Source organism: Lentzea sp. NPDC051208, assembly GCF_040682435.1.
Lineage (GTDB): Bacteria > Actinomycetota > Actinomycetes > Mycobacteriales > Pseudonocardiaceae > Lentzea > Lentzea kristufekii.
Map to the genome: position 1 here is coordinate 150,203 of NZ_JBFBAW010000009.1, position 13,969 is coordinate 164,171.

Here is a 13,969-nt window from a genome sequence, read left to right on the forward strand (position 1 = left end):
TCTCAGTGCAGCGTTTCGCCGCGCGCCTCGGCGTCCTTGAGACGCTGGTAGGAGCGCTTGACCTCGGCCTCGGCCTCGGTGCGGCCCACCCAGCTCGCGCCCTCGACGCTCTTGCCGGGCTCCAGGTCCTTGTAGACCTCGAAGAAGTGCTGGATCTCCAGGCGGTCGAACTCCGCCAGGTGGTGGATGTCGCGCAGGTGCTCGTGCCGCGGGTCGAAGGCCGGGACGCACAGAACCTTGTCGTCGCCGCCCTTCTCGTCGGTCATGCGGAACATGCCGATCGCGCGGGCCGCGATCAGGCAGCCGGGGAACGTCGGTTCCTGGACGAGGACGAGGGCGTCCAGCGGGTCGCCGTCCTCACCCAGGGTGTTCTCGATGAACCCGTAGTCAGCCGGGTACTGCGTCGACGTGAACAACGTGCGGTCGAGGCGGATGCGGCCACTCTTGTGGTCCACCTCGTACTTGTTGCGCACGCCCTTGGGGATCTCGATCAGGACGTCGAATTCCACTGGTCCTCGCTCATGTAGCCCATTCGTGATGCCCACTAGTGTGGACCACGACGCCTTGTCAACCCTCATCGGAGCGGCGGTTGGTGGGTGTGAGATTGCCCGTACCGAGCTGACGGAGGCTCTCTTGCCGGACGACCCCCAGTGGCCGACCGAGGACGACGACGCCGAGTCGGTCGCCGCAGCTTCACAGTCAACGGTGCAGGTCAACCGCCCGTCCGTGGACCAGCCGACGATGCGCCTCCCGCTCGCCGCGGTGCTCTCGCCACCGTCCACTCAGGAGCCGCTGCGCTCGTCGCCGGTCCGTTCCAGCCCGAACGCCGGCGGTCCGGGGCAGGCCGCCTCGGGTGTGCCAACGGCCTCTTCCGGCGGTCCCGGCGGGGCTTCCGGCGAAGCCGCCGGTGGGAAGTCTCACGGGTCGATTGGTCCAGAAGTCGGCCAACCTCGGGCCGTCCCGGTGCGCGTCGAGCCGAAGAACGACCGGACCCGCGTCGTGCCGCGGCTGGAGCAGAGGACCACGGAGCTCTCGGTGCCGCCCGGCAAGACGGCGCGCGTCGACCAGCTGCCGCACCTGGAACAGTCGTGGTTCGACAAGCCGGTCAAGTCGGAGCGGCAACAGCAGCAGCGTCCTGAGCAGACCAAGCGCGTCGACCAGCTCCAGGGCCAGGCACCTCCGCGCCAGGAATCCCCGCGTCAAGAGCCGCAGCGCCAGGAACCGCCGCGTCAAGAGGCGCCCCGTCAGGAACCCCAGCGCCAGGAGCCCCAGCGTCAGGAACCTCAGCGTCAGGAACCGCCGCGTGCCGAGCCGGCCCGCCCGGTGCCGCCGCCTCCGCGCCAGGAGCCTCGGGACCTCCCCGTCACCGGCTACGAGGAGGAACCGGAGGACCGCCTCGCCGAGGAGCCGAAGAAGAGCCGCAAGCCGCTGATCGCGGTCCTGAGCCTGTTCGTCGTCGTGGCACTGGCCGGCGCCACGGTCTACGCGGTCAACGAGTTCGGCGGCACCAAGGCGATCGAGACCCGGCCCCCGGCCGCGCCCGCGAACGTCCAGCCGCTGGTCAAGGCCGCCACCGCGGGCGCACCGGCCCCGACCCCCGCCGGCGTGAAGCAGGCGCTGAGCGGACCGGCGGGCAACAGCGCGCTGGGCACGCTCACCGGCAGCGTCATCGACCCCGCCAGCGGCACCGCGCTGTGGCAGCAGGGCGACACCGCGGCCGCCACCCCGGCGTCGAGCCTGAAGATCCTCACGGCCGCCGCGGCGCTGCTGAGCCTCGAGAAGACCGACCGGCTGTCCACCAAGGTCGTCCAGGGCGCGGAGCCCGGCACCGTGGTGATCGTCGGCGGTGGCGACCCGACGATCTCCGGCGCGCCCGGCAGGTCGGTCTACCCCGGCGCCGCGACGCTCGACGACCTGGCCGGCCAGGTCAAGGCCAAGGGCCCGGTCACCAAGGTCCAGTTCGACCTCAGCCGGTACGCGGGCGAGGCGCTCGGGCCGCAGTGGGAGTCGGTGGACATCGCGGGCGGCTCGCTCGCGCCGATCGTGCCGTTCATGCTCGACGGCGGCCGGATCGACCAGACCAACGTCAACGGCGCGCGCACCGGCAGCCCGGCCCAGGCCGCGGCGGACGTGTTCGCGCAGCGCGTCGGGGCCCCCGGCGCCACGGCGGGAGCGGCTCCGGCGGGCGCGCAGGTGCTCGGCGAGATCAAGTCGGCGTCGATCGAGCAGCTCGTCGACAACATGATGCAGATCTCGGACAACGTGCTGACCGAGGCGATCGCGCGCGAGATCGCGATCAAGACGGGCAACGAGCCGTCGTTCGCGGGCGGCGTGAAGGCCGTGCGGGACGTGCTGACCAAGAACGGCTTCGACCTCACCGGGGCGAACTTCGTGGACGGCAGCGGGCTGTCCGCGACGAACAAGATCCCGGCCAAGCTGCTCACCGACGTGCTCACCGCCGCCGCCAAGCCCACGCTCGACGACGCGCGCACCGCGAAGCTGCGGCCGTTGCTGACGGCGCTGCCGGTCGCGGGCGGCAGCGGCACCCTCGCCGGTCGCTACGGCGGCGCGGCGGCGCCGGGCAAGGGCTGGGTGCGGGCCAAGACCGGCACGCTCACCGGCGTCAACGCGCTCGCCGGCGTGGTCGTCGACGTGGACGGACGCGTGCTCGTGTTCTCGTTCATGTCCGCGAGCAACCGCAACCCGGAGACCGAGGTGCGGCCCGCGCTGGACGTGCTGGCCGCCGCGTTGCGGGGTTGTGGCTGTTCGTAGTGGGCCGGTCGCAGGTAGCGTCGGAAGCGTGAACGGCGCGACGGAGGCAGAGCTCGGCCCGGTGGACTGGGAGCTGGCGGTAACGACCGCCACGCGGCTCGTCCGGCCGGGCCCCGTGATCGGCAAGGACGAGGCCGACCACGTCGTGGGCAGACTTCGTGAGCTCGCCCCTCAGGCGGAGGTGCACGTCCGCGAGCTGACCGGGCTCGGTCAGGGACTGCCGCTGCTGCCGGGCGAGGTCGTGGACAGGCCCGCGTGGGTCGCGGCCGCCGCGCAGGGCCTGGCCGCGCTGACCGCACCCGCCATGCCGCGCCAGACAGGTCCGATGGCGGGCATCCTCGCCGGCACGGCCGGTGTGCAGGCGGGCGTCGTGCTGGCGTTCCTGTCCTCGCGGGTGCTGGGCCAGTACGACCCGTTCAGCCCCAACGAGCAGCTCGCCGGGCGGTTGTTGCTCGTCGCGCCGAACATCGTTGGCGCACAACAGGCCCTGGACGTGCCGGACGACGACTTCCGCATGTGGGTGTGCCTGCACGAGTGCACGCACCGGCTGCAGTTCACCGGCGTGCCGTGGCTGCGCAGGTACTTCTCCGACCAGGTCACGGCGCTGCTGTCCTCAATGGACGAGGAGCGCGCGCCGCTGTCCGACGTGATCCGCGACTTCCGGCACAAGCTGCGCGCCGGCGACGGTCCGATGGGGCTGATCGAGCTCGTCCAGTCGCCGCAGCAGAAAGTGCTGCTGGACCGGCTGATCGCACTGTCCACTCTGCTCGAAGGCCACGCCGACCACGTGATGGACGCGGTGGGGCCGTCCGTGGTGCCGTCGGTGTCGACCATCCGCACCCGCTTCAGCGCGCGGCGCAAGGGCGGCGGCCTGCTCGACCGGATCCTGCGCACGGTGCTCGGCGTCGAGGCGAAGGTGCGGCAGTACGAGGAGGGCGCGGAGTTCACCGAGTACGTGGTGGAGCGCGTCGGCATGGACGGCTTCAACGCGATCTGGACGTCCGCCGACACGTTGCCGACCCGCGCCGAGATCGCCGAGCCCATGAGCTGGCTGCGCCGCGTGTCACCGTGAACGGACCGGTCGCCGAGATCAGGACGGCGGTCCGCCGTTTCCTCGACGAGGTGCAGCCGGAGCACGTGACCGTCGCGGTCTCCGGTGGCGCGGACTCGCTCGCGCTGGCGGCGGCCGTGGCACGGCTGGTGCCCGGCGCGTCGGCGGTCGTCGTGGACCACCAGTTGCAGCCAGGATCGGGCGACGTGGCGCGTCAGGCGGCTCGGCAGTGCTCCGAGTTGGGTCTCGTGGCGCGCGTGGAGCCGGTCGTCGTCGAAGGTCGCGGCGGCCCCGAGGCCGCGGCCCGCAAAGCCCGCTACGCGGCGCTGAAGCCGTCGTCCGGCGTCGTGCTGCTCGGCCACACCCTGGACGACCAGGCGGAGACCGTCCTGCTGGGACTGGGCCGCGGCTCCGGGCCGCGGTCGATCGCCGGCATGCGCGCGTTCGACCCGCCGTGGGGACGTCCACTGCTCGGCGTGTCGCGCGCTGTCACCCGTGCGGCGTGCGCGGAGCAGGGGATCGAGGTGTGGGAGGACCCGCACAACGCCGACCCGTCGTTCACGCGCGTGCGGCTGAGGACCGAGGTCCTGCCGTTGCTGGAAGACGTGCTGCAGGGCGGCGTGGCCTCGTCGTTGGCGCGTACGGCGGCTCAGCTGCGTGAGGACTGTGACGCACTCGACTCTCTCGCGGAAGCCTTCGCCGGCGATTGCTGTGCCGTTGACGACATCGCCGAACTGCCCGCGGCTTTGCGACGCAGAGTGGTCAGGGCGTGGCTGATCGACGAAGGCGTGCCTGAACTGTCCGATTCGCACCTGCGCCGCGTCGACGCACTGGTGAGTGAATGGCGCGGTCAGGGCGGTGTCTGGCTACCTGGCGGCTTTGTCGTGCGGCGCGCGCATGGCAGGCTCGCTGTGGAACCACAGTCTTAAGCAGAGGGGACCTGTCCGTGTACGACGGCGACATCGCATCCGTGCTCATCACCGAGCAGGAGATCAGCGACAAGGTCACCGAACTCGCCAAGCAGGTCGCGGCTGATCACCCAGAAGGTGACTCCGACCTCGTGCTGATCACTGTGCTCAAGGGCGCCGTGATGTTCATGGCCGACCTTGCCCGCGCGCTGCCCGTTCCGGTGCAGCTCGAATTCATGGCCGTTTCGTCCTACGGGTCGTCCACGTCGTCGTCCGGCGTGGTGCGCATCCTGAAGGACCTGGACCGAGACATCGCCGACCGCAACGTGGTGATCGTCGAGGACATCATCGACTCGGGACTGACCCTGTCGTGGCTGCTCAAGAACCTGCAGTCGCGCAAGCCCCGGTCGTTGCAGGTGTGCACGCTGCTGCGCAAGCCCGACGCGGTGAAGGTGGAGGTGCCGGTGAAGTACGTCGGCTTCGACATCCCCAACGAGTTCGTCGTCGGGTACGGGCTGGACTACGCGGAGCGGTACCGGGATCTGCCGTACATCGGCACGCTGGATCCGAAGGTCTACTCCAACTGAGCATCTGATCGGCCTGCTCGAAACGCACGCGGGGCCCTTTCGTACTGCATCAGAGTACGAAAGCGCCCCGCGTGCTTTGCACGGTCAGCAGTTCGGACGGCACCGCCGCTGCGAGACGGCGTCCAGCAGCACGCCGCGGATGTCCTCCGGGTTCGGCGCCTGGTAAGCCTTGCCGCCGGTCGCCGCGGAGATCGCGCGAAGCGCCTCCATGTCCACCTCGTCGCCGAGGCCCACCATGATGACCGGCACGGGCTTCGCGGGGTCGGACTCCCGCTTCAGCGTCTCGATCAGCGCGTTGGTGTCGATCGACGAGACGTCGTCGTTGCGGCCGTCGGTCATCAGGACGACCGAGTTGACCTTCGACGGGTCGTAGCCCTTCAGGACGTGGCGGTACGCGGCCAGCGTCGTGTCGTTCAGGGCCGTGCCACCACCGACGAGGCCCGGGAGCTGGGAGGCGCCTGCCTCCAGTCGCTTGCGGCGGGTCACGCCGGCCAAGGGCTCGCCCAGCGGGCCGATCGGGACCAGTTCGATCCAGTCGTTCGGCGGCTTCTTGTCGGTCGAGAACGCCCAGAGGCCGATCGCCGTGGTGTCCGGGAGCATGGAGAGAGCCGTCATGGACGCCTCGGTGGCGGCTTCCACGCGGGTCTTGCCGTTGCCGCTCTTCTCGATCATCGAGCCGGAGACGTCGATGACCGTCAGCATGCGCATGTCGAGGCTGATGGCGCCCCACGTGCGCAGGAGTTCGGAGACCTGGTCGGCGTTCGGGGTCTCGATCAGCTTGACGTCACCCGCCTGGACGCCCTCCACGTCGGTGCTCCACTTCGCGGGGGCGGCGCCGCCCACCGTGCGGAAGCCCGCCTCGCCGAAGCGCTTGGAGGTCTCGCCGGAGCGGAGGACCTTCTCGAACTCGGCCGCTGCCTCGCCGATGCCCTCCGGCTCGTTCGGGCGGGAGACCCGGACCAGCGGGAAGTCGAACGAGAGCGTGCCCTCCTTGGGCGGGGCGCCCAGGACGGCGTTGTCCTTCGCCGAGCGGTTGTTGGCCACCACCGACTGCTCGGTGGCGGCGAAGAGCGGTGCCTTCTCCGCGTCCGTGGTGACCTTGCCGAACGAGTCGCGGACCGACGGGACGGCGCTGCGGCCCACGCGCAGGAGGGTGCCGACCAGTTCGGGCTTGGGCGTTCCGTCCGGGTTGCCCAGCAGGGTGCGGATCACGAACAGCGAGGCGAGGCCCTCCGACGTCATCGTCGGGTCGCTCATGGAGATCTGGACCTTCGGGTCCACGACCTTCGCCCACGACACGGGGGTGACCGGGAAGCCGATCTTGGACATCGCCTGCTCGGAGCCCGCCATCACCAGCGGGCTGGACGCCAGCGAGGGCTTGATGTCGAGCTTCGGGGCCTCCGGGCCGGTCTCGGCCGCCTGACGCTGGGCTTCGGCCGCCCACATCGAGGAGTCCGGGATCCAGAGGGAGTGCGGGTTGATCTGCGCGGTGGGGAGCTCGTTCGCCACGTCGGCCGCGTTGCGCGACTCGACCTGGACCTGGACGCACCGGCCGCGCACGACCGGTTGTGATCGTTGGTAGTCCTGCGCCGCCGCGTTCACCACATCCAGGGCGGCTGGGGTGACGGCGATCTTCAACGGCAGTGCGCCGGAGCAGTCGGCACCGCTGGTGGCACGCAGTGCCACGACCGTGACGCCCGCCGCCGCGACCACCCCGAGCAGGGCGGCCACGGGGAGGGCCACCCGCCGGAACAATCCGGGGGACGTATGACGTGCTGACATACAGTTACTTACCTTCGGTCACGTGTTCACTCTTTCGAGTGGCGGGAGAACACTCGGGGGATGAATGAGGATGACATGTGACCCGCAAACGTAATGAGATGGCGTGACCTGCGTCACTCGTCTGGACGGCCGTATTTGTTCCGGATGAACCAAACTGCGTGAACATGCGTGGTGGGGGTCACCCGCGGGAACCACAGATGGCCCCCGCCCGTTGGTTGCTCAGTACCCGGCCAGCGAGCGGTAGGCTGGTCGGACGCGGTATGTGGGTCTTCCACTGCCCGACGCGCAAGTCAGGGAGGGTCGAGGCCGCCCGCCGGCCGTAAGTGCATGGACCGCAAGCGCCTGCTTCGCAACCCGCTGCTGTGGATCGCTGCGGTGTTGCTGCTCTACTTCGTCTTCACCGTGCTCTTTGACGACTCACGGGGGTATCACCCGGTCAAGACGTCCCAAGCACTGCAACAGGTCAGGGACGGCAAGGTCAAGGAAGCCACGATCGAGGACAAGGAGCAGCGTCTCCGACTCACCCTCACCGACGGCACCACCTTCGAGGGCAGCAACCGCCTGATCACGCAGTTCCCGGCCAGCTCGACGGACGAGATCTTCACCGTCCTCGACCAGGCCGGCAACAAGCCGACCGTCGAGACCAAGGTCAGCCAGGAGTCCATCCTGATGCAGATCTTGATCTACCTCGTGCCGCTCGGCCTCCTGTTGCTGCTGCTCATGTGGATGATGAACAACGCTCAGGGCGGCGGCAACCGCGTTCTGAACTTCGGCAAGTCCAAGGCCAAGCAGTTGTCCAAGGACATGCCGAAGACGACGTTCGACGACGTCGCCGGTGCCGAAGAGGCCGTCGAGGAACTGGAAGAGATCAAGGACTTCCTCCAGAACCCCGGCCGCTACCAGGCACTGGGCGCGAAGATCCCGAAGGGCGTGCTGCTCTACGGCCCGCCGGGCACCGGTAAGACGCTGCTCGCCCGAGCCGTCGCCGGCGAGGCGGGCGTGCCGTTCTACTCGATCTCCGGTTCGGACTTCGTGGAGATGTTCGTCGGTGTCGGTGCCTCGCGTGTGCGTGACCTGTTCGAGCAGGCCAAGCAGAACGCGCCGTGCATCATCTTCGTCGACGAGATCGACGCGGTGGGCCGCCACCGCGGTGCCGGTCTCGGCGGCGGGCACGACGAGCGCGAGCAGACGCTGAACCAGCTGCTCGTCGAGATGGACGGCTTCGACTCGCGCGGCGGGATCATCCTGATCGCGGCGACGAACCGTCCCGACATCCTCGACCCGGCCCTGCTGCGCCCCGGCCGCTTCGACCGTCAGATCCCGGTGTCCGCACCGGACCTGAAGGGCCGCAAGCAGATCCTCCGGGTGCACTCCAAGGGCAAGCCGCTGGCCGCGGACGCCGAGATCGACGGCCTCGCGAAGCGCACCGTCGGGTTCTCCGGCGCCGACCTCGCGAACGTCATCAACGAGGCCGCCCTGCTCACCGCGCGACAGAACGGCACCGTCATCACCGGTGCCGCTCTCGAAGAGGCGGTGGACCGCGTGATCGGCGGTCCGGCCCGCAAGAGCCGGATCATCTCCGAGAAGGAGAAGAAGATCACCGCGTACCACGAGGCGGGGCACGCCCTGGCCGCGTGGGCGATGCCGGACATCGACCCGGTCTACAAGGTCACGATCCTCGCCCGCGGCCGCACGGGTGGTCACACCCTGTCGGTGCCGGAAGAGGACAAGGACCTGATGACCAGGTCCGAGATGATCGCGCGACTGGTGTTCGCACTGGGTGGCCGTTCCGCTGAGGAGCTCGTCTTCCACGAGCCCACGACGGGTGCGTCCAACGACATCGAGCAGGCGACGAAGATCGCCCGCGCGATGGTCACCGAGTACGGCATGAGCGCGAAGCTCGGCGCCGTGAAGTACGGGCAGGAGCAGGGCGAGCCGTTCCTCGGTCGCTCGGCCGGTCGCCAGGCGGACTACTCGCTGGAGGTCGCGCACGAGATCGACGAGGAGGTGCGCAAGCTCATCGAGGCCGCGCACACCGAGGCGTACGAGGTGCTCGTCACCTACCGCGACGTCCTCGACGACCTCACGCTCGAGCTGATCGAGAAGGAGACCCTGCACCAGAAGGAACTGGAGCGGATCTTCGCCCGCGTCGAGAAGCGCCCGCGCATCACCCAGTTCAACGACTTCGGTGACCGCAGGCCGTCCGACATCCCGCCGATCAAGACCCCTGGTGAGCTCGCCAGGGAGCGCGGCGAGCCGTGGCCGCCGGTCGTCGAGGACACCCTCGACGACGAGCCGGAGACGCAGCAGGCGGAGCCCGCCGCGGAACCGGCCACCGAGGCACTGCCGTCGCCCAACGGCTCGAACGGTGCTCACCAGCCCGGTCAGCCTTCGAACCAGGCGGGTCCGCCGAACTACGGCGCTCCGCCCGGATGGACCCCGGCGACGGTGCCCGGCGGCAAGCCGCACAACGTCTGGGAGCCGAAGAAGCCGCAGCCAGAGCAGGACGAGCGGCAGTGACCGAGCAACACCAGCTCGACGGAGACGCCGGCCTCACCCTTGACGGGGAGGCCGGCGTCTCCGCGCGGCGGGCCTTCGACCGGCCGCGCGCCGAGGCTGCGGTGCGCGAACTGTTGATCGCGTGCGGTGAGGATCCGGAGCGAGAAGGCCTGCGCGAGACACCCGGACGAGTGGCGCGCGCCTACGAGGAGTTGTTCGCCGGCCTCCACACCGATCCGGACAGCGTCCTCGCGAAGACGTTCGACGAGAGCCACGAGGAGCTCGTCCTCGTCACGGACATCCCGATGTTCAGCTTCTGCGAGCACCACCTGCTGCCGTTCCACGGCGTCGCGCACGTCGGGTACATCCCGAACGAGCACGGCCGCGTGACGGGGTTGTCGAAGCTCGCGAGGCTCGTCGACCTCTACTCGAAGCGGCCGCAGGTGCAGGAGCGGCTGACGTCGCAGGTCGCGGACGCCCTGGTGCGCAAGCTCGAGCCGCGCGGCGTGATCGTCGTGATGGAGGCCGAGCACCTGTGCATGGGCATGCGCGGTGTGCGCAAGCCCGGTTCCCGCACGACGACGTCGGCGGTGCGGGGGTTGCTGCGCACGTCCGCGTCCTCACGGGCGGAAGCGATCGAACTGATCAGGGGCCGGTCGAGGTGAACGGTCTGCCTCGTCCCGGCCGCTGTGTCGTGATGGGCGTGCTGAACGTGACGCCCGATTCGTTCTCCGACGGCGGCCGCTACATCGACCGGCGGGACGCGGTCGCGCACGGCGTCGAGATGTTCAAGCGCGGTGCGGACGTGATCGACGTCGGCGGTGAGTCGACCCGGCCCGGTGCCGGACGTGTCGAGCCGGCCGAGGAGATCGCCCGCATCGTGCCGGTGATCCGGGCGCTGACCGCCGAGGGCGTGCCGGTCAGCGTGGACACCATGCGTGCTTCTGTGGCCGGCGCGGCGTTGGAGGCGGGCGCGTCGATCGTGAACGACGTGTCCGGTGGCCTGGCCGATCCCGAGATGGCCGCTGTCGTCGCCGCGGCCGGGGTTCCGTACGTGCTCATGCACTGGCGTGGGCACAGCACGGAGATGGACGCGCTGGCGACGTACGACGACGTGGTGACGGACGTTCGCACGGAGTTGCTGGAGCGCGTCGAGGCCGCGCTGGCCGCCGGTGTCGCGGAGTCGTCGATCGTGCTCGACCCAGGGCTGGGGTTCGCGAAGCTGGGCGACCACAACTGGGAGTTGTTGCAGCGCCTGGACGAGCTGGTCGAGCTGGGCTTCCCGGTGCTGGTGGGGGCGTCGCGCAAACGGTTCCTCGGCACGTTGCTCGGCAACCGTCCACCGGACGGCAGGGAGGACGCGACCGCCGCGGTGTCGGCTTTGGCCGCGTTCAACGGAGCGTGGGGTGTGCGGGTGCACGACGTCGACCGGACGCTGGACGCGGTCGCCGTCGCCGGTGCGTGGAGGCGGGGACATGGCTGACCGGATCGCGTTGACGGGCCTGCGGGTGCGCGGCAACCACGGGGTGTTCGAGCACGAGAAGCGCGACGGGCAGGAGTTCGTCGTGGACATCACGCTCTGGCTGGACCTGAGCGCGGCGTCCCGCACCGACGACCTGAAAGAGACCTACCACTACGGCGAACTGGCCGAGATGGCCGCGGGGATCATCGGTGGTGAGCCGTGCGATCTCATCGAGACCGTGGCCGGCCGGATCGCCGACGCCGCGATGACCGACTCACGGCTGCACGCGGTCGAGGTGACGCTGCACAAGCCGTCCGCGCCGATCCCGCTGACGTTCGACGACGTGTCGGTGACGATCCGCCGGTCGCGCCGGCTGGCCGCGCCGCTGCCCAAGGAAGCCCGTTGAGCCGCGCGGTCCTCTCGATCGGCTCGAACCTCGGCGACCGGTTGCGGTTCCTGCAGTCCGTCGTGGACGGGTTGCGGCCGTTCGTCGTCGCCGTCTCGCCGGTGTACGAGACGGCGGCGTGGGGTGTCGAGGACCAGCCGGACTTCCTGAACGCCATCGTGATCGTCTCCTCCGACGACGTGGACGAGTGGGGCTGGCTGCGGCGCGGTCAGGCGCTGGAGAACGCCGCCGGGCGCGTGCGGGAGAAGCGCTGGGGCCCCCGCACGTTGGACGTGGACGTGGTTTCGGTCGACGGGGTGACTTCGGACCACCCGGAGCTGCTTCTGCCGCATCCTGGGGCGTTTGAGCGCGCAACGGTCCTCATCCCGTGGCTCGACGTCGAGCCGGGCGCGGTGCTGCCGGGCCACGGACCGGTTGCGGGCCTGGAGTTCTCCGCCGAGGGCGTGCGGCGGCGCGACGATCTCGTGCTTTCGGGTTGGATGGAAGCGTGAAGTTCACCCGTCCCCGCGACCTGGCGTCCGTTGCGATCGTCGGCGGTCTGCTCGCGCACCTGTTGCTGCGGCTCACGTACGACTCGCTGCCGGCGTTGCCCCTGCTGGCAGGGTCGACGCTGTTCGTCATCGCGGTCGTGGAGACCGTGTTCGCGTTCTCGTTGCGAGCCAGGATCCAGCGCCGGCCGGGCGCTCGTCCGGTGCAGCCGCTGACAGCCGCCCGAGCGGTCGTGCTGGCGAAGGCGTCGTCCGTTCTGGGCGCTTTGATGTTCGGTGCCTGGACCGGCTTGCTGATCTTCGTGCTGCCCGTCCGCGACTCGTTCCCCGCTGCCTCGAACGACCTGGTGGCGGCCGTTGTCGGGATGATCGCGGCCCTCGCGCTGACGGCTGCCGCGCTGTGGCTGGAGCACTGCTGCAAGACGCCGGACGAGAGTTCCGGGACGGATTAGATACCCGGCCGTAGGTCTCAGTCACATAACTACGCGGTACCGTAGTGCGCATGACCGGGCGAGGCGCGTCGACCGACGACGAGCAAGATGATCACGGTCGTGGCTCAGGGCGATTGCTGTTGGTAGCGGCACTGGCGCTCGCCCTCGTGGCCGCGGCGGTGCTCGTGCTGAGCGACAGCGCCCGCATGCTGCGTCTGGCCGTGGTGGCCGCCTTGTGGGCGGCTCTGGTGGGTGCCTTCCTCGCTGCGAGGTACCGCAGGCAGGTCACCGAGCGTGACGACGAGGTGGCCGATCTCCAGTCCGTCTACGAACTGGAACTGGAGCGCGAGGTCGCCGCGCGCCGCGAGTACGAGCTCGAGATCGAGTCGGAGACCCGCAAGCGCATCGAGGAAGAATCGCGCGCGGACATCGAGGCCCTGCGCGCCGATCTGCACGCGCTGCGCGACAACCTCCAAGCCCTGCTCGGTGGTGACGTCCTCGTCGAACGCGTGGCACTGCGCGCCGAGTCGACCCGCCTGCGTTCACTCGGCTCGGAAGCGGCACGGCTGACGGCGGCGCCCGAACAGCGCGTCATCAACGCCAAGCCGGTGATCACCGGGACGTCGTCCGTCACCTCGGAGAAGCCGTCCGAGCGCACCGAACTGATCGAGCGCGTCGCCCACGACGCCAAGATGCAGCCCCCGCGCCGCGAGCAGGCCCGTCCCGAGCCCGTGCGCCCGGATCCGGCCAGGAACTCGCCGCGTCCGCAGCCCGCCGTGGTCCGCCGCGAGCCCGTGAAGGCCCCCAAGCAGCAGGAACCGCCCAGGCCGCAGCCCCGTCCCGCAGCCGCGGCGGCAGCCGTCTCGGCCAGGCTCGGCGGTGCCACCCCCGCTCCCCAGAAGGCCCCGCCGCCCCCCACCGTGAAGGCCCAGCCGGTGCAGGCGCAGGTCCACCGCACCGAGCGGGTGCAGCGCCCGCAGCAGCCTCCGGCCCGACCCGAGCCGATGCAGCGTCCGGAGCAGCCCCCCAAGGCCCCCGCGGCGGTCGCGAAGTCGGTCGAGACCCGCAAGCCCGAACCGCGTTCCCGCGTGGCCGAGCGCACCGAGATGATCGACCCGAAGGCCCTGGCCACCGGCGGAGGCCGCCGCCGGGCGGACGACCGCCCGTCCCAGTCTCAGCAGCAGGCTCCGGCTCCGGTGCAGGACAGCGGCTCGTGGGAGACCCTGAAGCCGGACGCCCCGAGCCCCGGCCGCCGCTCCGACGAGCGGCCGTCCCGCCGCACCGCCTCCGAGGACTCGCTGGTGTCGCTGCCCCCGGTGAGCCGCCGTTCCGCCGCCGAGCAGTCGTCGGCCAGGCTCCCAGCGGTCTCGCCCGGCAGGCGTTCCCCGGCCGACGAGCCCCCGGTCTCCGGCCGCAGGGTCGCCGAGGACTCGTCCACCCGCCTGCCCGCGGTCTCGACGGGCCGCCGCGCCGCGCCGGAAGACCCGTCGGGCGCACACGCGGACGGCAAGTCGGTGAGCGAACTGCTGGCATCGCTGGGCGGAGGCGACGCACCGCGCCGCCGTCGCCGCCGCGACGACTAG

General features: G+C 70.3%; 13 protein-coding genes. 11 read left to right on the top strand and 2 right to left on the bottom strand.

All coding sequences use genetic code 11. The features are described from left to right. Window positions 1-2: 2 nt before the first annotated feature. Complete coding sequence (locus AB0M48_RS23180; protein ID WP_090070060.1) at window positions 3-509, bottom strand: inorganic diphosphatase; 507 nt, start codon at window positions 507-509, stop codon at window positions 3-5. A 124-nt stretch (window positions 510-633) separates the two neighbouring features. Here AB0M48_RS23180 and dacB point away from each other — a divergent pair, with 124 nt between their 5' ends. Genes dacB through hpt form a run of 4 tightly spaced genes read left to right on the top strand, consistent with a single transcriptional unit; the run spans window position 634 to window position 5,318 of the window. Continuing rightward, window positions 634-2,772: a D-alanyl-D-alanine carboxypeptidase/D-alanyl-D-alanine-endopeptidase gene (dacB, locus tag AB0M48_RS23185; protein ID WP_363845597.1), complete on the top strand. Its 2,139-nt coding sequence runs from the start codon at window positions 634-636 to the stop codon at window positions 2,770-2,772. 28 nt (window positions 2,773-2,800) lie between these two features. Further along, complete coding sequence (locus AB0M48_RS23190; RefSeq protein ID WP_363845599.1) at window positions 2,801-3,844, top strand: zinc-dependent metalloprotease; 1,044 nt, start codon at window positions 2,801-2,803, stop codon at window positions 3,842-3,844. After that, window positions 3,841-4,752 (top strand): tRNA lysidine(34) synthetase TilS, encoded by a 912-nt coding sequence (tilS, locus tag AB0M48_RS23195; protein ID WP_363845601.1) that lies wholly within the window; start codon window positions 3,841-3,843, stop codon window positions 4,750-4,752. Before AB0M48_RS23190 ends, tilS begins: the two co-directional genes overlap by 4 nt. Window positions 4,753-4,769: 17 nt before the next feature. Further along, window positions 4,770-5,318 carry a hypoxanthine phosphoribosyltransferase gene (hpt, locus tag AB0M48_RS23200; RefSeq protein ID WP_319975994.1) on the top strand — a complete coding sequence of 183 codons (549 nt, stop codon included), beginning with the start codon at window positions 4,770-4,772 and terminating at the stop codon, window positions 5,316-5,318. A gap of 84 nt (window positions 5,319-5,402) precedes the next feature. Here the strand turns inward: hpt and AB0M48_RS23205 are convergent, their stop codons facing one another. Then, a complete protein-coding gene (locus AB0M48_RS23205; RefSeq protein ID WP_363845604.1) occupies window positions 5,403-7,100 on the bottom strand; it encodes a substrate-binding domain-containing protein in 1,698 nt (565 codons plus the stop codon). 327 nt (window positions 7,101-7,427) lie between these two features. Between AB0M48_RS23205 and ftsH the strand changes: the two genes are divergently transcribed. From ftsH to AB0M48_RS23240, 7 genes are read left to right on the top strand one after another with little or no spacing between them, the layout of a single operon-like run. Next, window positions 7,428-9,620, top strand: coding sequence for an ATP-dependent zinc metalloprotease FtsH (ftsH, locus tag AB0M48_RS23210; RefSeq protein ID WP_363845606.1), 2,193 nt, complete (start codon window positions 7,428-7,430; stop codon window positions 9,618-9,620). Then, complete coding sequence (gene folE, locus AB0M48_RS23215) at window positions 9,617-10,264, top strand: GTP cyclohydrolase I FolE (protein ID WP_363845608.1); 648 nt, start codon at window positions 9,617-9,619, stop codon at window positions 10,262-10,264. The genes ftsH and folE overlap by 4 nt, the downstream gene beginning before the upstream one ends. Before the next feature lie 32 nt (window positions 10,265-10,296). Further along, window positions 10,297-11,082, top strand: a complete 786-nt coding sequence (gene folP / locus AB0M48_RS23220; protein WP_363845982.1) for a dihydropteroate synthase — start codon at window positions 10,297-10,299, stop codon at window positions 11,080-11,082. Continuing rightward, entirely contained in the window at window positions 11,075-11,467 is a 393-nt protein-coding gene (gene folB, locus AB0M48_RS23225; protein WP_363845610.1) for a dihydroneopterin aldolase, read from the top strand. The genes folP and folB overlap by 8 nt, the downstream gene beginning before the upstream one ends. After that, window positions 11,464-11,958, top strand: a complete 495-nt coding sequence (folK, locus tag AB0M48_RS23230) for a 2-amino-4-hydroxy-6-hydroxymethyldihydropteridine diphosphokinase (RefSeq protein WP_363845612.1) — start codon at window positions 11,464-11,466, stop codon at window positions 11,956-11,958. The genes folB and folK overlap by 4 nt, the downstream gene beginning before the upstream one ends. Beyond that, a complete protein-coding gene (locus AB0M48_RS23235; protein WP_363845614.1) occupies window positions 11,955-12,407 on the top strand; it encodes a DUF3180 domain-containing protein in 453 nt (150 codons plus the stop codon). Before folK ends, AB0M48_RS23235 begins: the two co-directional genes overlap by 4 nt. A 50-nt stretch (window positions 12,408-12,457) precedes the next feature. Next, window positions 12,458-13,969 carry a DUF6779 domain-containing protein gene (locus AB0M48_RS23240; protein ID WP_363845616.1) on the top strand — a complete coding sequence of 504 codons (1,512 nt, stop codon included), beginning with the start codon at window positions 12,458-12,460 and terminating at the stop codon, window positions 13,967-13,969.